The 21,895-nt window shown below is 39.3% G+C and carries 24 protein-coding genes; 16 read left to right on the top strand and 8 right to left on the bottom strand.

The features are described 5' to 3' along the window. Positions 1 to 135 precede the first annotated feature (135 nt). The gene (locus IOC57_RS20685; RefSeq protein WP_207440465.1) at positions 136 to 462 is read left to right on the top strand and encodes a DUF1878 family protein; all 327 of its coding nucleotides are present in this window, start codon (positions 136 to 138) and stop codon (positions 460 to 462) included. Positions 463 to 464: 2 nt separating this feature from the next. Here IOC57_RS20685 and IOC57_RS20690 read toward each other — a convergent pair whose 3' ends face one another. Both IOC57_RS20690 and IOC57_RS20695 read right to left on the bottom strand, forming a co-directional pair. After that, complete coding sequence (locus IOC57_RS20690; RefSeq protein ID WP_207440466.1) at positions 465 to 1,043, bottom strand: HTH-type transcriptional regulator Hpr; 579 nt, start codon at positions 1,041 to 1,043, stop codon at positions 465 to 467. 191 nt (positions 1,044 to 1,234) lie between these two features. Further along, complete coding sequence (locus tag IOC57_RS20695; RefSeq protein ID WP_207440467.1) at positions 1,235 to 1,597, bottom strand: YtxH domain-containing protein; 363 nt, start codon at positions 1,595 to 1,597, stop codon at positions 1,235 to 1,237. A gap of 335 nt (positions 1,598 to 1,932) precedes the next feature. Between IOC57_RS20695 and yhzF the strand changes: the two genes are divergently transcribed. After that, positions 1,933 to 2,112, top strand: a complete 180-nt coding sequence (yhzF, locus tag IOC57_RS26770; RefSeq protein WP_483862054.1) for a membrane protein YhzF — start codon at positions 1,933 to 1,935, stop codon at positions 2,110 to 2,112. 98 nt (positions 2,113 to 2,210) lie between these two features. Here yhzF and IOC57_RS20700 read toward each other — a convergent pair whose 3' ends face one another. The 3 genes from IOC57_RS20700 to IOC57_RS20710 all read right to left on the bottom strand — a co-directional run bounded on the left by IOC57_RS20700 (position 2,211) and on the right by IOC57_RS20710 (position 4,637). After that, positions 2,211 to 2,729, bottom strand: coding sequence for a tryptophan transporter (locus IOC57_RS20700; RefSeq protein ID WP_207440468.1), 519 nt, complete (start codon positions 2,727 to 2,729; stop codon positions 2,211 to 2,213). 126 nt (positions 2,730 to 2,855) lie between these two features. Continuing rightward, entirely contained in the window at positions 2,856 to 3,959 is a 1,104-nt protein-coding gene (gene serC / locus IOC57_RS20705; protein WP_207440469.1) for a 3-phosphoserine/phosphohydroxythreonine transaminase, read from the bottom strand. Between the two features lie 255 nt (positions 3,960 to 4,214). Then, positions 4,215 to 4,637, bottom strand: a complete 423-nt coding sequence (locus IOC57_RS20710; RefSeq protein WP_207440470.1) for an HIT family protein — start codon at positions 4,635 to 4,637, stop codon at positions 4,215 to 4,217. A gap of 659 nt (positions 4,638 to 5,296) precedes the next feature. Here IOC57_RS20710 and IOC57_RS20715 point away from each other — a divergent pair. The 3 genes from IOC57_RS20715 (at position 5,297) to IOC57_RS20725 (ending at position 8,051) form a co-directional block, all read left to right on the top strand. Further along, positions 5,297 to 6,040 carry an ABC transporter ATP-binding protein gene (locus tag IOC57_RS20715; protein WP_048677969.1) on the top strand — a complete coding sequence of 248 codons (744 nt, stop codon included), beginning with the start codon at positions 5,297 to 5,299 and terminating at the stop codon, positions 6,038 to 6,040. After that, on the top strand, positions 6,033 to 7,241 hold the full coding sequence (locus tag IOC57_RS20720; protein ID WP_207440471.1) for an ABC transporter permease: 1,209 nt from the start codon (positions 6,033 to 6,035) through the stop codon (positions 7,239 to 7,241). Before IOC57_RS20715 ends, IOC57_RS20720 begins: the two co-directional genes overlap by 8 nt. A 102-nt stretch (positions 7,242 to 7,343) precedes the next feature. Next, on the top strand, positions 7,344 to 8,051 hold the full coding sequence (locus IOC57_RS20725) for an EcsC family protein (RefSeq protein WP_309487742.1): 708 nt from the start codon (positions 7,344 to 7,346) through the stop codon (positions 8,049 to 8,051). Between the two features lie 29 nt (positions 8,052 to 8,080). Here IOC57_RS20725 and IOC57_RS20730 read toward each other — a convergent pair whose 3' ends face one another. After that, positions 8,081 to 9,292 carry a M20 family metallopeptidase gene (locus tag IOC57_RS20730; RefSeq protein WP_207440472.1) on the bottom strand — a complete coding sequence of 404 codons (1,212 nt, stop codon included), beginning with the start codon at positions 9,290 to 9,292 and terminating at the stop codon, positions 8,081 to 8,083. Between the two features lie 92 nt (positions 9,293 to 9,384). Between IOC57_RS20730 and IOC57_RS20735 the strand changes: the two genes are divergently transcribed. Further along, complete coding sequence (locus IOC57_RS20735) at positions 9,385 to 10,026, top strand: phosphatase PAP2 family protein (RefSeq protein ID WP_207440473.1); 642 nt, start codon at positions 9,385 to 9,387, stop codon at positions 10,024 to 10,026. Positions 10,027 to 10,174: 148 nt separating this feature from the next. Here IOC57_RS20735 and IOC57_RS20740 read toward each other — a convergent pair whose 3' ends face one another. Further along, positions 10,175 to 10,690, bottom strand: a complete 516-nt coding sequence (locus IOC57_RS20740; RefSeq protein ID WP_207440474.1) for an antibiotic biosynthesis monooxygenase family protein — start codon at positions 10,688 to 10,690, stop codon at positions 10,175 to 10,177. 271 nt (positions 10,691 to 10,961) lie between these two features. On the opposite strand from IOC57_RS20740, the gene hemE reads away from it, so the two are divergent. From hemE to IOC57_RS20755, 3 genes are all read left to right on the top strand, one after another. Beyond that, entirely contained in the window at positions 10,962 to 12,005 is a 1,044-nt protein-coding gene (hemE, locus tag IOC57_RS20745) for a uroporphyrinogen decarboxylase (protein WP_207440475.1), read from the top strand. 78 nt (positions 12,006 to 12,083) lie between these two features. Next, entirely contained in the window at positions 12,084 to 13,019 is a 936-nt protein-coding gene (hemH, locus tag IOC57_RS20750; RefSeq protein ID WP_207440476.1) for a ferrochelatase, read from the top strand. A gap of 216 nt (positions 13,020 to 13,235) precedes the next feature. Continuing rightward, a complete protein-coding gene (locus tag IOC57_RS20755) occupies positions 13,236 to 13,811 on the top strand; it encodes a TetR/AcrR family transcriptional regulator (RefSeq protein ID WP_048678001.1) in 576 nt (191 codons plus the stop codon). A 165-nt stretch (positions 13,812 to 13,976) separates the two neighbouring features. Here the strand turns inward: IOC57_RS20755 and yhfH are convergent, their stop codons facing one another. Then, on the bottom strand, positions 13,977 to 14,105 hold the full coding sequence (gene yhfH, locus IOC57_RS20760) for a protein YhfH (protein WP_207440477.1): 129 nt from the start codon (positions 14,103 to 14,105) through the stop codon (positions 13,977 to 13,979). A 173-nt stretch (positions 14,106 to 14,278) separates the two neighbouring features. On the opposite strand from yhfH, the gene IOC57_RS20765 reads away from it, so the two are divergent. The 7 genes from IOC57_RS20765 to IOC57_RS20795 all read left to right on the top strand — a co-directional run bounded on the left by IOC57_RS20765 (position 14,279) and on the right by IOC57_RS20795 (position 21,856). Continuing rightward, positions 14,279 to 15,013 carry an MBL fold metallo-hydrolase gene (locus IOC57_RS20765; protein ID WP_207440478.1) on the top strand — a complete coding sequence of 245 codons (735 nt, stop codon included), beginning with the start codon at positions 14,279 to 14,281 and terminating at the stop codon, positions 15,011 to 15,013. 45 nt (positions 15,014 to 15,058) lie between these two features. Further along, positions 15,059 to 16,048, top strand: a complete 990-nt coding sequence (gene lplA, locus IOC57_RS20770; protein WP_207440479.1) for a lipoate--protein ligase — start codon at positions 15,059 to 15,061, stop codon at positions 16,046 to 16,048. A gap of 179 nt (positions 16,049 to 16,227) precedes the next feature. Beyond that, entirely contained in the window at positions 16,228 to 17,772 is a 1,545-nt protein-coding gene (locus tag IOC57_RS20775) for a fatty acid--CoA ligase family protein (RefSeq protein ID WP_207440480.1), read from the top strand. A 172-nt stretch (positions 17,773 to 17,944) separates the two neighbouring features. Continuing rightward, positions 17,945 to 18,472 carry an HD domain-containing protein gene (locus tag IOC57_RS20780; protein ID WP_207440481.1) on the top strand — a complete coding sequence of 176 codons (528 nt, stop codon included), beginning with the start codon at positions 17,945 to 17,947 and terminating at the stop codon, positions 18,470 to 18,472. Between the two features lie 180 nt (positions 18,473 to 18,652). After that, a complete protein-coding gene (locus IOC57_RS20785) occupies positions 18,653 to 19,321 on the top strand; it encodes a LuxR C-terminal-related transcriptional regulator (protein ID WP_207440482.1) in 669 nt (222 codons plus the stop codon). Between the two features lie 317 nt (positions 19,322 to 19,638). Then, complete coding sequence (locus IOC57_RS20790) at positions 19,639 to 20,904, top strand: M48 family metallopeptidase (RefSeq protein WP_207440483.1); 1,266 nt, start codon at positions 19,639 to 19,641, stop codon at positions 20,902 to 20,904. Between the two features lie 142 nt (positions 20,905 to 21,046). Beyond that, on the top strand, positions 21,047 to 21,856 hold the full coding sequence (locus IOC57_RS20795) for a YitT family protein (protein WP_207440484.1): 810 nt from the start codon (positions 21,047 to 21,049) through the stop codon (positions 21,854 to 21,856). Positions 21,857 to 21,895: the final 39 nt, after the last annotated feature.

Consider the following 21,895-nt stretch of genomic DNA (forward strand, 5'->3'; position numbering starts at 1 on the left):
GTGTGTAAGCATGCTAAAGGTGTTTAAGTACAGGGATTGAACCAGTGATCAGGCGGATTACTGAGTGTGAAAAATCAAGAATTGCTTATAAGCCTATTATGTTAAATTGAATGATCGATTGGGGATTAGTGAGGCATGAAAAATATAAATGAAGAAATAGAAATACTCCGTTTTCATCAACGGCTTTTATTAAACCTGATACGAAATCCGGAGGCAAAGTTGGACTATCTATTTGTGGAAAAAAACTTCACGAAGCAGGAAGCGGAAGAATTATTGGGAACATGTGATATCTTGAGCAAGCGCTTTGAAATAGAAAAAGCGGAAGGGTATATGAACTTTCAACCGCTTTTTAATCAATTTGAGAGAAAGGTTAATCCAAAAATAACCATTAGGGAATGCGTTGATGCATGCCTTTCACAAGGTTTATATGTATCATTCATGAAAGAAATGGATAGAGTATGAGATTAAACTGGCTCAGTTTCTTTCTCTATCTTTTTTTTTGTGATTTTACCCTCCACGTCAGTAAACTCCTGATCGATGTTATCGAAGGACCGTTCAAAGATTTGCATGAAATCTTCACCATAGATATTACGGATGATGGCCATCATTTCTATCATATCCGGAAACTTGCCATATAGCTCACGTAGTGGAAGTGCACCCGAGAAAGCAGAGTTCTTGCTTGGATCGTATGTCTCCATTAAATCAAGTAGAATTTTTTCACCTTCTGCTGTGATCTCTATATACGTATTCCTTTTGTCATTTTCTTTTTTTGAAAATGTTAAGTACCCGCGTTCCTCTAATTTTTTTGAAAAGTTAAATGCTGTAGAAACATGCATGACCCCAAATTTTGCAACATCAGAAATGGAAGAGCCATCAAGATGGTAGGCAATCCAAAGAATATGGTGCTCATTGATATTTAAATCATAGGGCTTGATCCATTGCTGCCAATCTTTTTCAATCGATTTCCATAATGCTTTGCTTAATTGTGCAATTCGTTGACTAAAAATCATTGCTTCTTTCATAGAATAATTTTTATTCTGCATATTATGGGCTCACCTACTTATAAGATTCTATATATTTATTATGACAATAAAATAAAAATTAATAAAGATAAATATTTGCAAAATTTTTAGAAAATTTTAGTTTTTTTAATGAATTCTCCATTCTTCTCCAATAAACCGTGTAATTTATTGGGAAAAATGGAGAATCAAGCTTGCGCGACGATTTGTCACTATTAATTTTTAGAAGAAGGGGTGGCCGCTTCCAATTCCTTTAATGAATTTTCAATTTCTTGAACGTTCTTCAATAATTCATTCTTATTGGGTTCGATTTCCCGCTTCCAGTTCTCGATGACGACCTGAACATCTGAAATGAACGTTTTTACCGTTTCTTTGCTGATTTGTGAAGCTTCCAGCGTGTCATCTTTAATATTTAGCATCTTTACCTTTAACTCATCAATTGTATTCTTAATTTCGTCGGTATTCGTTTTGATGCGGTTCCGTAGGTCTTTACCTGAACTTGGTGTTGAAAGTAGGGTTGCCGCACCAGCTACTACTGTTCCGGTCAAAAAGCCAATTAGTAATGATTTTGCTTTCATTAGGATCACCTCATTTTATAATATGTTTTCGCTTTCCATGGTCTGAATCCCTGCTGAAAAAAACATCAATTGGAAATTATGATAAATAGGGAGAGAAATACTATTGATATCAAAATACCATAATTTTCATCCTTATGGAAGAGTATCGACCATTTTATCTTTATATCACAAAAATATTTTTTTAAACTTAGAGAGTAAATATATAATATTTAAAAATAACTTGAAGCTTTAATAATAATGCTTCATTTAATAATAATGCTTCATATAAAGGGGAGAGCAGCATATAGATTATAAAAACAAGCTGTCGGAACATGGATGGCACTGGTGGGTTAATAATGAAAATAATTTTTTTATTAAGCCTGGTATGCCTGTGCGGAATGGGGCATTTTCTAAGGCAAGCAAAAACTCCTGGTATCTATCCGCCTAAGAGGGTGCTCCAGGCTAGAGCCTTCGCTATGGGTCTCCCCGGAGTTTTACTGCTTTTTATTTGGTTTATGTGGATAATGATTCATTGAACCTTGGAGGATGATTCTGGCTAGAATTCCAGATTCATAAGATTGGAAAAAAAGCACCGGAAATTCCGGTGCTTTTTTAGATATGATGATCCTGCTGCTTAAGCATTGATGGGTATATTTGATTTTCTTACGATGCCGTTCACAATTGGATAAATGATGACCATCGCAACTGTATTTAACAGTACGGCAGGAAGTACGACAGCGCCGAAAAGTGCAACGAAAGGCCCTGGAAGGGAAACGATATAATACGCCGAACCAAGGAAGACAGCGCCGGAAATCATTGTTCCTACGGCAGTCAAAATACTAACGGTGACAACGGATGTTGAAAACTTCTTAAGACTGATGAATAAAAGGTAAAATAGAAAGGCTGTTGCCAATTTGTCTATGATATTTGGAATCTGTCCCCCAGGAAATGTAGTTGTCATGGCAGAGATGGCTCCAGCAGCCAGGGCGACAATGAATACATTCTTTTTCGCGGGAAACAGGGTAATCGCCAAAAACATCATCAACAGCATCATATCCGGTTTCATTCCAAGGAAGAATCCAGGTACGATAAAATGCAGGGCAGCCCCAATCCCGATTAATAGGGCAAGTGACACAAGGGTTTTCGTTTTCATTTACTCATCTCTCCTATTCTCATCTCAACTAACATCTTTTCTTCAACAATGCACTATTGCTTGTTGCAAGAAGTTTAAAATAGTATATCATAAGACCTATTTTTTTAGAAGTCATATTTGTTTGAATTAAAGGGTTTGAGCTTCCTTCGCTTTAAACGATTCCTGGAATTTCTTCATGAAATCAGCAAGGTCCTGGCAATGGGATAGAGGGACCGCATTATAGATGGATGCTCTGCAGCCACCGATGGAACGGTGACCATTCAGTCCTACGAATCCGGCTTGCTTCACTTCTTTAAGGAATTGTACTTCAGCCTCTTCAGACGGAAGCGTGAACGTTACATTCATTAATGAACGGCTGTCCGGTAGGGCATGGCCTTTATAAAAACCATCACTGCCGTCGATGGCATCGTAAATGACTTTTGCCTTTTCTGCATTGATTTCAGCGATCTTTTCCACTCCACCCTGTTCCTTTGCCCAATCCAAGACAAGGGACAATAAGTAAATGGCCAATGTCGGAGGAGTGTTGTATAAAGATTTATTTTTAGAATGGATAGAATAGTTCATCATGGATGGGATATTGTCATTATCCGTTATTAAATCTTTACGGATGATAACGACTGTGATTCCTGACGGACCTAGATTCTTTTGTGCACCTGCATAGATGATGCCGAATTTACTAATATCAACCTTTTTGCTGAGAATATCGCTTGACATATCAGCTACTAAAGGAATTTTGCCCGTTTCCGGGAATTCCTTCCACTGAGTTCCGTAAATCGTATTATTACTTGTAATATGAAGATATGCAGCATCATCATTCAACTTGATGTCTTCCACTTTAGGGATGAACGTATATTTATCATCTTTGGATGAAGCGACTACGGCCGTTTCACCAACCTTTTTGGCCTCTTTTAATGCTTTTTCCGACCAAGAACCAGTGAGGACATAATCTGCCCTTTTCCCATCATTCAAAATGTTCATGGGAATCATGGAAAATTGTAGACTTGCTCCTCCTTGCAATAGGAGGACTTCATAATTTTCAGGAATTTCCATAAGGTCTTTTAATGATTGAATGGCATGGTTATGAATTTTTTCGAATTCCGAACTTCTATGGCTTAATTCCATGACGGACATACCGGAATCCTCAATATTCAACCATTCGTTTTGGGCTCTTTGTAAAACTTCTAAGGGCAGGGCGGCTGGCCCAGCGTTAAAATTGCGTGCACGTTTCAATTTTTTTCCTCCTATACGACTATGTGATAAAGTATTTGAGACTATTCATATATCCTACCAGAAAACTAAATTCAATAGGAGGAAAATTTAGAATTTTAAGTGACAACCCGTTATGTTTGGCCAAGGAGAAAGGTCCTGCACTTTGAGTGAGGACCAAAAAAACAGGATTATTATTTTTCATGCAAACAGTGTTTAGCTAAAGTTCAATTGCCGATTCTTAAAAAGATAAAAGAAACCTTCACAGGCCATCATGTTTCATTTTAAATGCTGTGCAATGGAGTCAGCGATTTGTTTCAGGTCATCTGGTGTATAGTCGCTGGCATTCGTTTTCCAAACAGCCCCAAAGCCGTCTCCTTCCCCATGCCGGGGAATTAAATGCATATGAAAATGGAATACGGACTGTCCTGCAGCTTCACCATTATTATTTAAAAGATTCAGGCCTACAGGTTGGAACTCCTGCTTCATGGCGCGGGCAATTTCCGGCACCACTTCAAAAAGATTCTTGGCAATCTCAGGTGTCATCTCATAAAGATTCTCCTTATGTACTTTAGGTATTACCAGCGTATGGCCTTTTGTTACTTGACTAATGTCGAGAAAAGCCAAAACATGTTCATTTTCGAAAACTTTCGTACTCGGAATTTCCCCATCGATTATTTTGCAAAATATGCAATCACTCATTAAAAACGCTCCTTTAAAAGTTAATGTATTTGGTTAATCGTACCATAGCTTGAATCTTTGAGAAAAGGAAAAATCATAAAAACAGGATGCAACATTAAGTTGCACCCTGTCTCTCGAAAAAGGGGTTTTTGCTTCAAAATTCGCATTAGCATAAATTCTCTGCGACAAACACCTCATCTACATCGTAGTAAAGTATGGTTATTATCTGATTAGAGATTTTCCATTCAAAGCAACCATCTCCTACATCTTTAAAGTTTCATCAACTGTCAAAGCATAATTGATAATTATTGAATGATTTTTCTGCTTTTACGTGCAAGAGAACCATCTCCTTGCTCGAAACGATTTTTTTAATGAAGCTTCTGGTTTAATTCAGTTATACGTCTTTAACTGACACCTCATTTACAATATGATGAGAATCATTTGTAATAAAACTTATGGGTATTTCAGTGTAATCCGTCTTTAACTGACACCTCATTTACAATATGATGTGAATCACACGTAATGACTAACCCCTTCTTCCTTATTTATGATGACCACCAGGCCCGGAAAATATAATTAGTTATTTATGGAAATTTTGTTCCGGGAACACTCGACTATATAAAAGCAGGAGAATTTGATAAAATGGAAATAAGAACCTCTATATAGAAAGGATCGTTTATATGTCCTTATTGGAAATTAAGCAATTAGTGGGCGGATACACGAAAACGCCCGTTTTAAAGGGAATAAGTTTTGACATTCAACCGAATGAGCTAGTAGGGCTAATTGGGCTCAACGGGGCTGGGAAAAGCACGACGATTAAACATATCATCGGACTCATGGAGCCCAAAGGCGGAAGTGTTTCGATTCATGGTAAAACACTTGCGCAGGACCCGGATACATATCGTAAACAATTCACTTATGTTCCAGAAACGCCAATCTTGTATGATGAGCTTACACTTGAGGAGCATTTAAAACTTACGGCAATGGCACATGGTTTGGCAGAAGCCACATTTAAAGAAAGGATGGACGTTCTTTTAAAGGAATTCCATATGGAAAAAAGACTTAAATGGTTTCCTGCCCATTTTTCAAAGGGAATGAAGCAAAAGGTCATGATTATGTGCGCCTTTTTAGTACAGCCGTCTTTATATATCGTCGACGAACCCTTCGTGGGTCTTGATCCATTAGGCATTCAATCCCTGCTTGATTTGATGAGGAAAATGAAAGAGAGCGGTGCGGGAATATTAATGTCTACACACATACTGGCGACCGCCGAGAGGTATTGTGATTCTTTCATCATACTGCATAATGGAGAGATCCGGGCAAAAGGCAATCTTGAGCAGCTTCGTGAGCAATTTTCCATGCCAGGGGCAACACTTGACGATTTATATATTCAATTGACGAAAGAAGAAATCGGTCATGAATAGTCAAAATCTCTGGAAGGAAAGATATTTAGGCTATATAAATGAAACGCAAAAATATCTTCGCTATATTTTTAATGGACATCTTGTTTTTGTCATGGTATTGGTTCTTGGTGGTTTGGCTTATTATTACAGTGATTGGGTGAAGACATTAGACAGTGATTTCCCTGCTGAATGGATCATGGCCTTTATCTTATCGATCATTGTAACCAGAAGCCCGATAAATACTTTTTTGAAAGAACCTGATACGGTATTCCTGCTTCCGCTTGAAACGAAGTTGAGAAGCTATTTCAAGAATTCACTGGTATTAAGTTGGGTCATGCAGGGGTTTATTCTTCTGATTGTCCTAATTGCATCTATACCGATGTATTCGAAGGTTACGGGTGCAGGAGGTACAGACCTTGGAATCATCTTGGTCGTTTTGCTTATTTTGAAGTTTTTGAATTTAACCATGCGCTGGCAGGTGTTGAAATATCAGGATACATCAGTGGGCCTTTGGGACTCTCTCATCCGCTTTTCACTTAATGGAGTGATTCTTTATTTCATCTGTTCATGGGCAAACGTACTGTTTTCACTTTTAACATTTTTATTATTGTTAGCACTTTACATGTATTACCGAATTGCAACTAAAGGTTTTGTGTTGAAGTGGGAACGGCTGGTGGAAGTGGAAAATAAACGGATGAATTCCTTTTATCGAATAGCGAACATGTTTACTGATGTTCCTCATTTGAAAGGGAAGGTAGCGAGGAGGAAATGGATGGACTGGCTATTATCTTTCATTCCGTATGGTGAAAAATCAACTTATACCTATCTTTACGCCCGTACTCTTTTGCGATCCAATGATTATGTGGGACTTTGTTTTCGCTTGACTATCATTGGATCCGTGATTTTAAGTGTATTCACTAACATATGGGCACATATGATTGTTACGTTCATGTTCCTATTCATGACAGCCCTGCAATTGCTCCCGGTCTGGAAGGCTCATGAATGGAAAGTATGGGTCTCATTGTATCCTTTGCCGGCAAAAATGAGAGAATCTGCAGTCATAAAGCTAATTTCCTATTTCTTATTATTTGAGGACCTGGTCTTCAGTATGGTCCTGCTAGTGAAAGGGGAATGGATGTCCGCTTTAGCCGCCTTGGCAATGGGGCTTGTTTTCTTATTCGGTTTTAAAATTTATGCAGCAAAGAAAATTAAAAACTTTTAATCAGAAGCTGATTTTTCATAAAATCGGCTTTTTCTTATAAGCAATGAAGATTGAAAATAAAAGCTTCATAGGGGGTATATACATATTAAACGGAGGTGTTAAATGATGGATGAATATGGACAAAAAGCATTATCGGAACTAGTATCATGGAAAAAGAAAGTGGCCAAGAAATCCGGCAGGCTTGAGCGGATGTCCAAAAAGGCGCAAATCAAATTGAATAGTTATATTCCGGACCGAGTGCACAAAATGATTACGGATGGTATTAAAGGGATGATAGAGGCCGTATTATCAGGTTCAAAATATATGTCTAAAGAAAAAAATGTAGTGCTTCTATCCCTGCAGCAAAAAGAAGAATGGGTTGAGGAAACTGTAACGGCATATCGTAAAACGGCCGTTATAGAAGGTGTGGGAACCGGAGCGGCAGGGCTTTTAATTGGATTGGCTGATTTCCCATTACTGCTTAGCATCAAGATGAAGTTATTATTCGAGATATCCCGTATATACGGTTTCGATCCAAATAAATATGAGGAACGCCTGTTCATTCTCCATATCTTCCAGATGGCATTTTCAAGCGAGGAAAAAAAATTGGAAACATTACGGGTGATAGAAGAATGGGATTCAGGGAATTGGCCGGAAATAGACTGGCAAGATTTTCAGCAGGAATATCGCGATCACATCGATGTCATCAAAATGTTCCAGCTCGTTCCAGGTTTTGGGGCAGCTGTGGGTGCATATGCCAATCATCATTTGTTGGAACATCTTGGGGAGACGGCCGTGAATTGTTACCGAATCAGACTTCTTAAAGTGTAAAGGGACGGGGATAACCCGTCCCTTTACCATTACAGCAATAAAGATTCATTCACCTTTTGGGATGATTGTTTCTTATTGTGGTAGGTTACCGCTGCAGTGCCTAATATTTTGGCTGCAATGAGCATCGCTTTTTCATCAATGTCAAACATAGGATGATGATGCGGATATGTATGTTCATTTTCAGGCCTGGCCCCTGTAAAGAAGAATGTACCTTTTACATTTTGTAAATAATAAGAAAAATCTTCACCTGTCATATCCGGCTCAATTTCCTCTGTAATCAAAACTTCCTTGACGGATTCAGTGCTTTCGATGAGGAATTTAGTTTCCTCAACATGTGGAATAACAGCTGGATAACCTTGAAAGTAGTGATATTCAAATGTACAGTCCGCAGCAAGGCAGGTCCCTTTAACAATCCGCTCCATTTCTTCGTTAATGAATGAACGGACATCTTCCTTGAAAGTGCGGACGGTCCCGATTATTTTAGCCTTATCTGCTATGATGTTAAAGGCATTATCCGCTACAAAGGAACCGACAGTAATGACTGCAGAATCTATTGGGTTCAGGCGCCGGCTTACTATTTGCTGTAGGGCCATGACTAGCTGAGAGCCGACTATGATTGCATCACGGGTTTTATGCGGCTGGGCTCCATGTCCGCCCTGCCCTTGAATGATGATTTCAAAACGGTCAGAAGCTGCCATGAGGGGCCCAAAAGCGTATTGGACTGTTCCTGTGGGGACCGTAGCCCATAAATGGGTGCCGAAAATTACATCCACCCCATCAAGGCAGCCAGCATCAATCATTGGTTTTGCGCCACCAGGAGCATATTCTTCAGCATGCTGATGGATAAATATATATTCACCTTCTAGCTCATCCTTCAGCTCATTCAGATTTTTTGCAAGGACAAGGAGTGTCGCTGTATGGCCATCGTGTCCACACGCATGCATGACCCCGGGTACGGAAGATTTATAGGGAACTTCTTTTTCATCTTGAATGGGTAAGGCGTCGAAATCAGCGCGCAATGCTACTGTTTTACCAGGCTTATTGCCTGTAACCTTGGCAATAACACCATTTCCGCCTACATTTGTCCGGTGTTCGATTCCAAGTTTTTCATAATATCCAGCGATGAAGGCCGCCGTTTGGGTTTCTTGAAAAGAAAGCTCGGGATGTTGATGAAGATAACGCCTGATGGAAACCATTTCTTCATATGAACTATCTAGAAGATCGTGTAGTCGCTGTATCATTTGGCACCTCCCAATGATTAGTTTAATTGTAAATAGTATATCATATTCTGAATAATCCAAAGAGAATTAAATACCTCGAGGAGCGATATATAATGATTAAATATTCCTGGATTGCTATGGTTTTGCTTTGCTTGTTGCCATTCTTTTTTTTGGTGCATGAAATCCAGAGTGAGAATACGTTAGCGTTCGATACATATATTTCGGACCTGTTTTCCGTAAGTGAAAATACTTTTTCGTTCACTTTCTTCAAGTCCATTACCTATCTTGGGAAATCCAAGTTCATCGGTTTTGGAAGCTTACTATGTGTTCTATATTTGTGGATAATAAAGAAGGATTATTGGACTATGGCCGTATTCTCTATCGGAATCGCTGGGGGCGATGTATTAAACGGGTGGATAAAAAATCATATTCAAAGAGAGCGCCCAGAAAATCATTTGGTGGAGATTGCCGGCTTCAGTTTTCCAAGCGGCCACGCAATGGTAGGCTTTATATTCTTCAGTATGGTTGCTTATTTAATTATTAAAGATGTTAAAGGAGACTCATTGAAATGGGCAGTGGGAATCGGCTTCGTTTGTATGGTTCTGCTCATTGGAGTCAGCAGGATTATTATGAAAGTTCATTTCCCAACTGATATCTTGGCAGGTTTTTCACTAGGAGCTGCATATAGTTTAACCTTGTTTAATTTGTATAAGTCCTGGGGCGAAGAGTACTTTGAAAAACGGATTATTAGATGAAATATATGTAAATATCGGTTGCATTTCCCCGGAAATAAAGAAGGAATTTGTCGGATTGTTATGATTTTTGGGCCGCCCAAAATAAAGGTCTGTATTACTATGAATTCAAAGAGGCCCACCTACGAGGGATGGGCCTCTTATTTTAGCATTACTCTTCTGAATCCTTCACCAAAGTATACTGCGTTACATAGGCTTCACCTGAAAACATCTTCTGGGTGGAATTCGTAACGGGAGCTTTGGAGTCGATGTTATGCGCCTTCTGAAAGGAACTGGATTTCTTCCAGTTCAAGAAATCGGTTTGTTTCTCCCAAATCGTTAAGATTACATAAGTATCAGAGTTGATTGGCCGCAGTACACGAAGTGCGACGAAACCTGGTTCATTTTCGATGAATCCGGCCCTGTTTTTAAAACGATATTCAAATACCGGCCGGCCTTCTTCACTGACAGGTATATTGTTCATGACTACATACCCGTGATCCTGAAGGTTTCCTTTCCCATCAACTACTTCATACTTACGTGGAGAGCTGAAGATCGTTTTACCAGCTGTTTCATGTAAAAGTACTGCAGTTCCAGGATTTTGCATAAGTAATATTTTTTCATTCGGATGCTTATCTTTTTTGATTTTTAAAAAATCGAAACTGCCTGATGTGATGAATACATTCATAAATTTCCCTCCAATATCTATATAGTACCTGTATACCCATTTTACCCAATGAGTAGTGCTTTTACCATTTGTATACGAACCTTTAGGCTTGGATACAGGTAAGATACATATAAAAACGTCGATTTTCTGACAAATATATAGGTTGGCTATACTTCTATTATAGAAAAAGCTATAGTTTAAGGAGATACGATTTGAAATTCAACATCCTTCTGATATTCTATGTAGGTAATGAATAAAAATAGAAACGTGATTGCTTGAAAGGTGGATATTAATGTCTAAGGAAATTACGAATGATACATTTTTAAAAGCTGCGAGAGGAGAGAAAACGGATCATGTGCCTGTTTGGTATATGCGACAGGCTGGCCGTTCACAGCCGGAATACCGTAAATTGAAAGAGAAGTACTCCCTTTTTGAAATTACTCATCAGCCGGAACTATGCGCTTATGTGACTAGATTGCCAGTTGAGCAATATGATGTAGACGCTGCGATTTTATATAAAGATATAATGACACCGCTACCAGCCATTGGTGTCGATGTTGAGATTAAGTCCGGAATCGGTCCAGTCATAGCCAATCCGATCCAATCAGTGACAGATGTTGAAAAATTAGGTGAATTGAACCCAGAGAAGGACATCCCATATGTGTTGGACACGATCAAATTATTGACTGCGGAGCAATTGTCCGTTCCTTTGATCGGTTTCTCCGGGGCACCGTTCACCATTGCTTCATACATGATTGAAGGCGGCCCTTCCAAAAACTATAATAAGACGAAAGCTTTCATGTATTCCGAGCCAAAGGCCTGGTTTGCATTAATGGATAAGTTAGCGGATATGATCATCATCTATGTCAAGTCACAAATTAAAGCCGGGGTTAAAGCAATCCAAATCTTTGATTCATGGGTGGGTGCTTTGAATGTTGAAGATTACCGCATATTCATCAAGCCAATCATGACTCGTATCTTTTCTTCATTGCGTGAAGAAAATGTACCGCTAATCATGTTCGGGGTCGGCGCAAGTCACTTGGCACTTGAGTGGAATGATCTTCCGATTGATGTTGTCGGGCTTGATTGGAGACTACCAATTACAGAAGCAAGACAAATGGGAATACAGAAAACGGTACAGGGTAATCTTGATCCTGCCCTGCTATTATCATCATGGGATGTTATAGAAGAACGGACGAAAAGGATCCTGGATCAGGGCATGGAACAAGATGGCTACATCTTTAATCTTGGGCATGGGGTTTTCCCTTCCGTAAATCCGGAAACACTGAAGAGGTTGACCGCTTTCATTCATGAATATTCATCAAAAATGAAGTAAGGTGAGCGAACCATTTGCTAAAAATACTTAATTGGATGCACAATAAAAGAACGAAATCTTTAAAAGAGGTGTAACTTCATGTCAAGAAAAAAAATGGGCCTTTTAGTCATGGCTTATGGTACTCCGTACACTGAAGGGGATATTGAAAGATATTATACACATATTCGTCATGGTAGACGGCCAAGCACCGAATTGATTGCCGACCTAAAAGGCAGATATGAAGCGATCGGTGGATTATCCCCGCTTGCAAAAATAACAGCAGGACAAGCTGAAGCACTTGAAAAGAGATTGAATTCCGTTCAGGAGGAAGTTGAATTCAAGGCATATCTTGGACTGAAACATATTGAACCTTTTGTAGAAGACGCAGTGAAACAAATGCATGATGATGGAATCAAAGAAGCGGTCAGTATAGTATTGGCACCGCATTTTTCAACATTCAGCGTGAAGTCTTACAATGGGCGTGCCGAGGATGAAGCCGCAAAATTGGGGGACCTGACCATCACTTCCGTTGAAAGTTGGTATGATGAGCCAAAATTCATTCAATATTGGGTAGACCAAGTAAAAGAAGTAATCGGGAAAATGACCTCGGAAGAACACGATAATTTCGCTTTGATTGTGTCGGCACATAGCCTCCCTGAAAAAATCTTGCAATCAGGAGATCCGTATCCAAATCAACTTGAAGAAACCGCAGACATGATTGCTAAAGGTGCAGGGGTTACAAATTATGCAGTGGGCTGGCAAAGCGCTGGACAAACACCTGAACCATGGTTGGGACCTGATGTACAGGATTTAACCAGAGATCTTCATCAAGCAAAAGGTTATAAAGCTTTCATTTATATTCCCGTGGGCTTTGTTGCGGAGCACCTTGAAGTCCTTTATGATAACGACTATGAATGTAAGGTTGTGACGGAAGATATTGGTGCAGCCTACTATAGACCGGATATGCCTAATGTTAAACCTGAATTCATCGATGCTTTGGCCACAATCATTTTAAATAAATTACAGGAAAAGTGATCATTCAATAGAGGTAAGTAGTGTAATCATGCTGCCATGTGCTCTACATATTTTCATATGAAGTTGATATTTTGAAAAAGTGGCTGTCCAATAAGGAGGATGGCCATTGTTTCTCTAAAAAAATTGAAAATTCAATTGAAAAGTCTGAATATTTTTGTTATGATATCGTTGAACATAATGACTGTTTTGTCCGTTTGGTCAGGATTGAGGTGTGAAATGTCTGTTGATCGTAAAAAATTAATCTTAGAAGCCGCGACCAAGTCGTTTTCCCTTTTTGGATATAAGGCAACGACGATGGATCAAGTCGCTAAAATTGCCAATGTGGGAAAAGGGACCATTTATACCTTTTATAAAAATAAGGAAGAGCTGTTTAAAGAAATCGTTCAGCGGATGATAGAGGAAATGAAGTATGAGGCGGAACAATCTTTGGATGACCAACTCTCCTTTTTTGAAAATCTGCATCGGGCCGTTTATCGAATTCTGGAGTTCAGGCAGGAACATCAATTATCTTTAAAACTTCTTCAAGAAGAGCGGGAAATTGGTACGCCAGCCGTTCAGGAAATGGTTAATGAAATGGAAGAAGCCATTGTATCCTACATTAAGGAAAAACTAAAAATAGCGATTGATAAGGGCTATATACAGCCTTGCGATCCAGAGATAACAGCTTTCCTGATGCTAAAGATGTACCTTGCCCTGATTTTTGATTGGGAAAGGAACCATGCCCCATTAGAGAAAGAGGAAATTGCTGAACTATTTAAAATATACCTGTTCAAAGGATTATCCGTGACGTGATAATTCAACTTTTTTTGCTTTAAGGCAGTGAAACCCCCAATACAAAGAAGAGATACCGATTGTCGGTATCTCTTCTTTGTATTGGGGATGTTTTTCAGTTGCGAAATCGAACCTTATATGAAAGCATCCTGCTATTTGGGAAGCGGATGGTGAAACACAAGACTACTACTCTCCAGAAAGGCAATGATCACATTGGTTTCCATAACATTCGTGCTGTTCTTCAATTTTTTTTCCGCATTCAGTGCATTGTTTCGGAGGCAGGTTTTTAAAGAACTCAACGCTACTTTGAATCATGAACATCATCTCCTGAATTTTTTTATTATTCGCTTTTCTATAGATTTATTGTATTATAACAGAACTGTAAAGTCAATGAATGTTTTATAACATAAGTAAAAAAGGTGAAATAAGGGGAAGAATAGTTTATATTAATGGGGAAGTCATTGAGAGAAAAAAAGGAGTGCCTAAGCATGAAAATCACCGTAATTGGCTGCTGGGGCGGTTATCCAGCTAAAAATGAGGCAAGTTCCGGCTATTTGCTTGAATATGAAGATTTTCGGATTCTGCTTGATTGTGGCAGCGGTGTTCTATCACAGCTACAAAACCACATGAAGCCGGAGGACCTTGGTGCAGTTGTATTATCCCACTATCATCCGGATCATGTAGCGGATATTGGTGTCCTGCAGCACGCTGCGTTTATCCAGCAGATATTAGGCAGCGAAAAAAGGAATATTCCTATTTATGGTCATGATTTAGACGAAGGCGAATTTGGTAAGTTAACTTATAAAGACGTGACAAAGGGGATAGCCTACTCTGCTGATCACCCCATAACCATTGGACCGTGTAAATTTACGTTCATGAAAACAAAACATCCAGTACCTTGTTTTGCAATGAGGATTGAAGCTGAAAACCATTCGATAGTTTACACAGGTGACAGTTCATATATGGATGAGCTTGCAGATTTCGCTAAAGACGCTAATGTTTTATTATGTGAAAGTAACTTTTACAGTGATATGGATGGTTCAAAGGCGGGGCATATGACGGCAAGAGAAGCGGGCATGTTAGCAGAAAAGGCTGATGTCCAGCTTTTGCTGTTAACTCATCTCCCTCATTATGGGAATCTAGATCAACTGAAAAAAGAAGCATCCGAGGTATTCAAAAGGGAAATAGCAGTTGCCAAAACCAATCTCGAATTCCAACTATAAATGATACATCTGTGATATGAAGTCTACAAGGAGGAAGGAACAACTGTGCTTTTTATTGATAATAAGGGAATTACAGATCCAAGAATTAACCTGGCCATCGAAGAATATGCGCTTAAACATTTAAATATAGATGAGACCTATCTTCTTTTTTACATTAATCGTCCTTCAATCATCATAGGTAGAAATCAAAATACGATTGAAGAAATCAATGCCGATTATGTAGATGGAAATGGCATTACAGTCGTTCGCCGCCTTTCCGGGGGGGGAGCGGTTTATCATGACCTAGGGAATCTCAATTTCAGTTTCATCACGGGGGATGATGGAGATAGTTTCCACAATTTTAAAAAATTCACTAATCCTGTCGTGGAAACGCTTGAGAAACTTGGAATACATGCTGAATTGAGCGGTCGTAACGATATTTTGGCTGAAGGAAAGAAAATCTCGGGAAACGCGATGTTTTCAACAAAGGGCAGAATGTTCAGTCATGGAACATTGCTGTTTCAATCAGAAGTGGATCACATTGTATCCGCTTTAAAAGTGAAAAAAGATAAAATCGAGTCAAAAGGGATTAAATCGATAAGAAGCCGTGTGGGTAATATCGCTGATTTCTTAAATGAACCGATGTCTGTTGAAGAATTCCGTTCATTCCTTCTGCAAAATATTTTCAAAGATAGCGGAAAGGTTACAGAGTATGTTTTAACGGAGACGGATTGGGCGAAAATTCACAAAATCTCGGAAGAAAGGTATCAAAACTGGGAGTGGAATTACGGGAAATCACCTAAATTCAACTTGCAAAACTCACAGAGATTCGCTGTGGGATCTGTTGACATTCGCCTAGAAGTGAACAGGGGAATCATTGAAAATTGTAAAATCTACGGTGATTTCTTCGGGGTCGGAGAGGTTGCGGATATTGAACAAAAGCTTACTGGAACACGCTATGAAAAAGAAGCAATCAGCGGTGTACTAGATGAGGTAGATGTACGTCATTATTTTGGCAATGTAACAAAAGAAGAAATATTGGCTTTAATATATTAAGCCTAAAAAGCCGTCCCGACTTAATAGGACGGCTTTTGTGTCTAATAATGACAGTAATTGCTTGAATATGGATAAAATTGTTGCTGTGAGTACTTTCTTTTAATATAATGAAAGTGTATTTAGTTCACTAAAAAAATGAATGATTATTCATTCATGCTATTTGCAGGGGAGGGAGAAAGATGAATTTATCTGAACAGCTTCATCAAATGGCTTTAAACAAGGCTGATAAGCCAGCATATTACTTTATGGATCAATCCACTTCATATGAGGAATTGGATAAAGCCGTTACGAAGTTCGCAGACGAATTACATAGGCTTGGTGTTTCAAAAGGTGATAACGTTGCCCTGTTATTGGGAAACTCTCCACATTTCATCATTTCGTTGTATGGAGCTATGCGAGCAGGGGCGACCGTAATTCCCGTCAATCCAATTTACAAACCTGACGAGATTGGTTACATTCTGAATAATGGCGATGTAAAGGTTGTTGTGGCATTAGATAAGCTATTACCCTTACTAGAGAAAATGGACCCGATCCTCTCATGCGTAGAGCAATATGTAATTTGTGAAACGCAGCCGGATAATGGGGAGAATAACCAATTTAACATCTGCTCAAAAATGAAATCGTTTACAAAAATGATCAAATCGGGGGATGATGGTTTTAAAGGTCCAGAACTGGATCCTGAAGATACGGCAATCATACTCTATACTTCCGGGACAACGGGGAAACCAAAGGGGGCGATGCTTACACATACCAATATATTTTCCAATGCACATGATGTTGGTGAATATTTAAAAATCACGGAAAGTGACCGTGTCATTACGACATTGCCAATGTTCCATGTGTTCAGTTTAACGGTAGTTGTGAACGCCCCACTGATAAGAGGAGGTACGCTTTTAATTGTCCCACAATTCAGTCCGAAGGAAATATTCAGGCTAATCAAAAAATACGATGCAACCGTTTTTGCTGGTGTGCCTACGATGTATAACTTTCTTTTCCAATATCCAGATGCGAAAGAAGATGCCTTGAAGTCGTTACGGATATGCATATCGGGCGGATCAGCCATGCCAGTGTCCCTGCTTGATTCATTCGAGCGGAAATTTAATGTCAGGCTTTCAGAAGGTTATGGCTTATCCGAAGCATCCCCTGTTACCTGCTTCAATCCTTTGGATCGTCCAAGGAAGGCGGGGTCCATCGGAACCTCCATCCTTAGGGTGGAAAACAAAGTGGTCAATGAGCTTGGAGAAGAAGTGCCTAACAATGGGGTAGGGGAATTGATCGTCAGAGGTCCAAATGTAATGAAGGGTTATTATAAAATGCCTGAAGAATCGGCCGCCGTCTTGAAAAATGGTTGGTTATATACAGGAGATTTAGCCAGGATGGATGATGAAGGCTATTTTTTCATTGTAGACCGTAAAAAGGAGCTTATCATCGTCGGTGGCTATAATGTCTATCCACGTGAAGTGGAGGAGATTCTGTATGCCCATCCTGAAGTAGTTGAAGCAGCAGCCATAGGTGTTCCGGATCCTAATCAGGGGGAAGTGGTTAAATGCTTTGTGGTAAAGAAAGACAATGCATTGACCGAGGAAGAACTTCTTGCCTTTTGCATGGAACACTTGGCCAAATATAAGGTACCGGCAAAAATTGATTTTTTGGATGAACTTCCAAAAAATGCTACTGGTAAAATTTTGCGCCGCTCCTTGAAAACCCATGTACTACAAAACTAATTTATTGATCATAAGGGGGCCATTGCCAATACCGGCAATGGTCCTTTTATGTACAACCAAAGTGTATCAGGCTGCATAAAATATATAGGAGAATCTTAAAATCTTGATTCTTGGTTCAAAAAGAGTTATGATTGTCATTAAAAATTTCCACATAATTGTAAGGAGGAGTTAGATGAGAGATGTAAAGCTTTTGGATATTTTTACACATCCCATTGCTCAAAAATACTTGAACCGTTCAGGTCTGGCACATGCAATCGCGGTAGCATACCATGCGTTTCACTTAGCAAACGAATATAATATTGACCCTGATATTGCCGCTAAAGCTGGACTTTTGCATGATATGGGTCATTTCACCTGGTATCGCAATGGTAAATGGGATTATGATCTTTATAAGCAAAATGATATCCATCCCATCAAAGGTGCAGAAAGAGCACATAAACTGTTAATCCGCTTGGGAGAAAACCCGATAAAGGCAAAGACCATTTCCCTCGCCATTTTATTTCACACCGATTCGTTCTTACCTTCAAATGACATTATCCGTACACCGCTTCAGCAAGTCGTCAAATGGGCCGACGAAAAAGATGAAGAAGAAGGTGGAAAGCACCATTATCGCAAAATTGATTTTCTACGGGCAGAGGAGAGCATCATGAAACTTGATACGCTTATAGATGAGGAACAAAGAAAAAGGCTATCATCCTGAAGGTAAACAGGTTGATAGCCTTTTTACTGTCAGGAGGTGCACTTTTTTTAGCATTCTACAGTTTAAATTTGTTATCAAGTGAATTAATGATGTAAAATATAGACCAATAGAACTATTCGTGCGGGCAATTATAAAAAATTATCGGATTAATAACAAATAATGAAAGTAACAGGTGAAGTTATGAAGCCGATTAAGCTAATGATATATGGTGGTCAGGCAGGACTTGAGGGAATCATCGAAAAAGAAGAAGACATTAGGGTCATGGGTATAACCGGAAATGAAATGGAACTTCTTGATTCTGATCATACATCATCAGTCATGCTGGATGTCATTCTTATTGATGTCCGGTCATCAGGGAAGTATGGACAGGAAGTCATGCCAATCCTAAAGGAAAAACATCCATCCACTCCTTTCCTCATCTATACTGCCAATTCAGAAGAGCATTATCTAATCGAAGCGATATGCCATGGTGCAGCAGGTTATGTGTTACAGGATGGCGGAATGAAACAAGTGCTGTCGGCAATCCGTCAATGTGCCAACGGCCAGATCGTTTATCCTTCTTCATTTAAATCAATTTTAATGAAGAAGCTGCAGCAGGATGTTGAAAGATCACCAGTAACTTTGGATATGGCAATAGAAAAATTGGGGACCTTTTCTAAACGCGAGTATGAACTGATTATCCTGCTAACCCAAGGCGAAACGAATCAGCAAATTTCAAAAAAACTTTTTCTATCCATCGGTACGGTAAAAAACTATATAAGCCGGATTTACAAAAAACTGAATGTTAATAATCGACCGGAGCTTATGGCACTTTTGAATAGGTTTCAAAATAGCAGGATGAAGGGATGACTACTCATAAACTTTGATGAAATGATTTTGATCAAAGCAATTAGGTGGCGGCAGAGAGACAAATTCGTCGGTGCCTTATACGGGCCCAGCCTTCATTTTTTTATGTCTCTGCATATGCATCATTCCGCCTGCTCGTCCCGGAAGTACATTTTGACTGAAGGTGTATTCTGTGAAATCTTATGGTTGATCATAAAGAATTAAAAATCAAAAAGTGTTGGAGATTGACAGAAATAAATAATATAGAAGGGAAATGGGGTTCTAACCTGTCCATTTTGGATTAAACTAATAAGAGGGAGATTCGTTTAAGGAGGGGCACCATGGTTAGAAAATGGGCAGGAAGAGCGATTCTATTATATATCCTTTATGCAGCAGCGATGTATTGGTATATTTTTTATGGAGCTGATACCTCCATTCCCGAAGCTTTGCGTGGAACTGCAGCAGATCCTGCAACATTCCTGAATGCAAGGGAACTAAAGCTTAGCGAGGAGTATTCAGGACTGCGGAATTTTATTTTTTTCGTATCCACGCCATATGAATGGCTGCTCTATTTCTTCATTTTATTATTTGGTTTTTCGAAAGCATTTGAAAGGTCGTCAATGGCAGTCTCGAGACGGAAAGTGGTCAGAACGGGCATTTACTTATTCTGGCTTTCCGTGATTTCTTACCTGGCACTGTTTCCGATCAGTTTCATTGGATATCGGATGAGCAAGAGTTACCATATAAGTACACAAAGTTTCACCTCGTGGATGAAGGATGGAGTCATCGAATTCTGGGTGAATTTTGGGATGATGTTCATCATCGTTTCCGTTTTATATTGGTTAATGAAGAAAAGTCTGAAGAAGTGGTGGCTCTATGCTTGGATGTTGTCCATTCCATTTACCTTGTTTCTGATGTTTGTTCAGCCTGTACTGATTGATCCGTTGTACAATGAATTCTATCCGCTCAAAAATAAAGAGCTGGAAACGGAAATATTGACACTTGCCTCACAGGCTGAAATTCCGGCTGAACACGTGTATGAAGTAAATATGGCGGAAAAGACAAATGCCTTGAATGCATACGTGACCGGCATAGGTTCCAACTCAAGAATAGTGCTTTGGGATACGACCCTGAACAAACTGAAGGAAGATGAAATCCTTTTTATCATGGCACATGAAATGGCTCATTATGTGGAAAAGCACATTTATATAGGGATTGCAGGTTATTTAGGACTGACTTTAATCGGTTTGTGGCTGACATCGAAAATCATGAATTTTATCATTAGACGCTGGGGCCATCTGTTAAAGGTTCGTTCGGTTGACAGCATTTCTTCTCTTCCATTATTTCTCTTAATAACGTCAGTGCTGCTCTTTGCTTCAAGTCCGCTGTCTAATTATGTTTCCAGATATCAAGAAACAAGGGCTGACCGCTATGCCATTGAAATGACCGGGGATAAAGAATCAGCAATCACGACGTTCCAGGAACTAACGAGATCGGGTTTGAGTCAGGTCAACCCACCATTCCTGGTTAAATGGCTACGATATTCCCATCCAACCATGCTCGAGCGGATTTCAACAGTAGAAAAAGCAGATACAAAGGGTGATTGAAAGCCAGCTGAAAATCAGCTGGCTTTTTTTCTTAGGAAAGCGGAAGTTTGTAGTTGTTTTCAGAAAAAACTATTATTTTTAAAAGTCTTAGGTTCTCTACTATAATAAATTAAATTCCCAGTTCGTTTTAAGGAGATCGGATATGTATAATGTACTTTTCATCATTATAGGCTCAGTGCTTGTTGCAGTAGCCTACAACTTATTTTTGATACCTCATTTAATTTTAAGCAGCGGACTCAGTGGACTTGCGATTATGTTCGGAATCATCACCCCAATCAATACAGGGATATTGAATTTTTTGTTGAACCTGCCATTGCTGATTCTTGGATACCTGAAATTAGGGAGGCGCTTTATCACTTATACGATACTATCAGTTGTCGTGATTTCGGTCAGTTTATACCTCATTCCAGTTCACGGAATATCCACTGAACCGATTTTGTCTTCTTTATTTGGTGGAATCATATCGGGATTCGGTATAGGCATCATCTTTCGTGCTTCGGGGTCTTCGGGCGGTTTTGATATCATTGCCATGCTATTGGCTAAGAAGAGCGATTTTCCACTTGGTACATTGCTTTCAGTGATGAATGGAGTTGTAGTGGTTATCTCAGGCTTCATCTTTGGATGGGATGCCGCATTGTATACGCTGATTTCCATTTATGCAGCAGGAAAGGTGATCGATACAATCCATTCCAATCACATCAAATTAACATTGCTGATCGTTACCAAAAAGAGTGACGAATTGAAAATGAAGCTCCTGACCAACCTATATCGTGGAATTACAGTCATGGATGGTGAAGGTGCATATTCAGGAGAAAAGAGTAAAGTAATGATGACAGTCATTACACGTTATCAGTTGACCGATGTAAAAACGATGATAAAAGAAGTGGATCCGAATGCTTTTGTCAATATAACCGAAACAGCCGAGGTCATGGGGATGTTTCATAAAGAGTGATGATAATTAGAAAAGCCTCCCAACATCATGGGAGGCTTC

Origin of the sequence: Bacillus sp. SD075, assembly GCF_017355165.1 — a bacterium.
Lineage (GTDB): Bacteria > Bacillota > Bacilli > Bacillales > DSM-1321 > Peribacillus.

Bases quoted from the DNA above. Each gene is read 5' to 3' on its own strand.
- IOC57_RS20685 (WP_207440465.1), top strand. From the start codon at position 136: ATGAAAAATATAAATGAAGAAATAGAAATACTCCGTTTTCATCAACGG.
- IOC57_RS20690 (WP_207440466.1), bottom strand. From the start codon at position 1,043: ATGCAGAATAAAAATTATTCTATGAAAGAAGCAATGATTTTTAGTCAA.
- IOC57_RS20695 (WP_207440467.1), bottom strand. From the start codon at position 1,597: ATGAAAGCAAAATCATTACTAATTGGCTTTTTGACCGGAACAGTAGTA.
- yhzF (WP_483862054.1), top strand. From the start codon at position 1,933: ATGAAAATAATTTTTTTATTAAGCCTGGTATGCCTGTGCGGAATGGGG.
- IOC57_RS20700 (WP_207440468.1), bottom strand. From the start codon at position 2,729: ATGAAAACGAAAACCCTTGTGTCACTTGCCCTATTAATCGGGATTGGG.
- IOC57_RS20710 (WP_207440470.1), bottom strand. From the start codon at position 4,637: ATGAGTGATTGCATATTTTGCAAAATAATCGATGGGGAAATTCCGAGT.
- IOC57_RS20715 (WP_048677969.1), top strand. From the start codon at position 5,297: ATGTCCTTATTGGAAATTAAGCAATTAGTGGGCGGATACACGAAAACG.
- IOC57_RS20720 (WP_207440471.1), top strand. From the start codon at position 6,033: ATGAATAGTCAAAATCTCTGGAAGGAAAGATATTTAGGCTATATAAAT.
- IOC57_RS20725 (WP_309487742.1), top strand. From the start codon at position 7,344: ATGATGGATGAATATGGACAAAAAGCATTATCGGAACTAGTATCATGG.
- IOC57_RS20730 (WP_207440472.1), bottom strand. From the start codon at position 9,292: ATGATACAGCGACTACACGATCTTCTAGATAGTTCATATGAAGAAATG.
- IOC57_RS20735 (WP_207440473.1), top strand. From the start codon at position 9,385: ATGATTAAATATTCCTGGATTGCTATGGTTTTGCTTTGCTTGTTGCCA.
- IOC57_RS20740 (WP_207440474.1), bottom strand. From the start codon at position 10,690: ATGAATGTATTCATCACATCAGGCAGTTTCGATTTTTTAAAAATCAAA.
- hemE (WP_207440475.1), top strand. From the start codon at position 10,962: ATGTCTAAGGAAATTACGAATGATACATTTTTAAAAGCTGCGAGAGGA.
- hemH (WP_207440476.1), top strand. From the start codon at position 12,084: ATGTCAAGAAAAAAAATGGGCCTTTTAGTCATGGCTTATGGTACTCCG.
- IOC57_RS20755 (WP_048678001.1), top strand. From the start codon at position 13,236: ATGTCTGTTGATCGTAAAAAATTAATCTTAGAAGCCGCGACCAAGTCG.
- yhfH (WP_207440477.1), bottom strand. From the start codon at position 14,105: ATGATTCAAAGTAGCGTTGAGTTCTTTAAAAACCTGCCTCCGAAACAA.
- IOC57_RS20765 (WP_207440478.1), top strand. From the start codon at position 14,279: ATGAAAATCACCGTAATTGGCTGCTGGGGCGGTTATCCAGCTAAAAAT.
- IOC57_RS20775 (WP_207440480.1), top strand. From the start codon at position 16,228: ATGAATTTATCTGAACAGCTTCATCAAATGGCTTTAAACAAGGCTGAT.
- IOC57_RS20780 (WP_207440481.1), top strand. From the start codon at position 17,945: ATGAGAGATGTAAAGCTTTTGGATATTTTTACACATCCCATTGCTCAA.
- IOC57_RS20785 (WP_207440482.1), top strand. From the start codon at position 18,653: ATGAAGCCGATTAAGCTAATGATATATGGTGGTCAGGCAGGACTTGAG.
- IOC57_RS20790 (WP_207440483.1), top strand. From the start codon at position 19,639: ATGGTTAGAAAATGGGCAGGAAGAGCGATTCTATTATATATCCTTTAT.
- IOC57_RS20795 (WP_207440484.1), top strand. From the start codon at position 21,047: ATGTATAATGTACTTTTCATCATTATAGGCTCAGTGCTTGTTGCAGTA.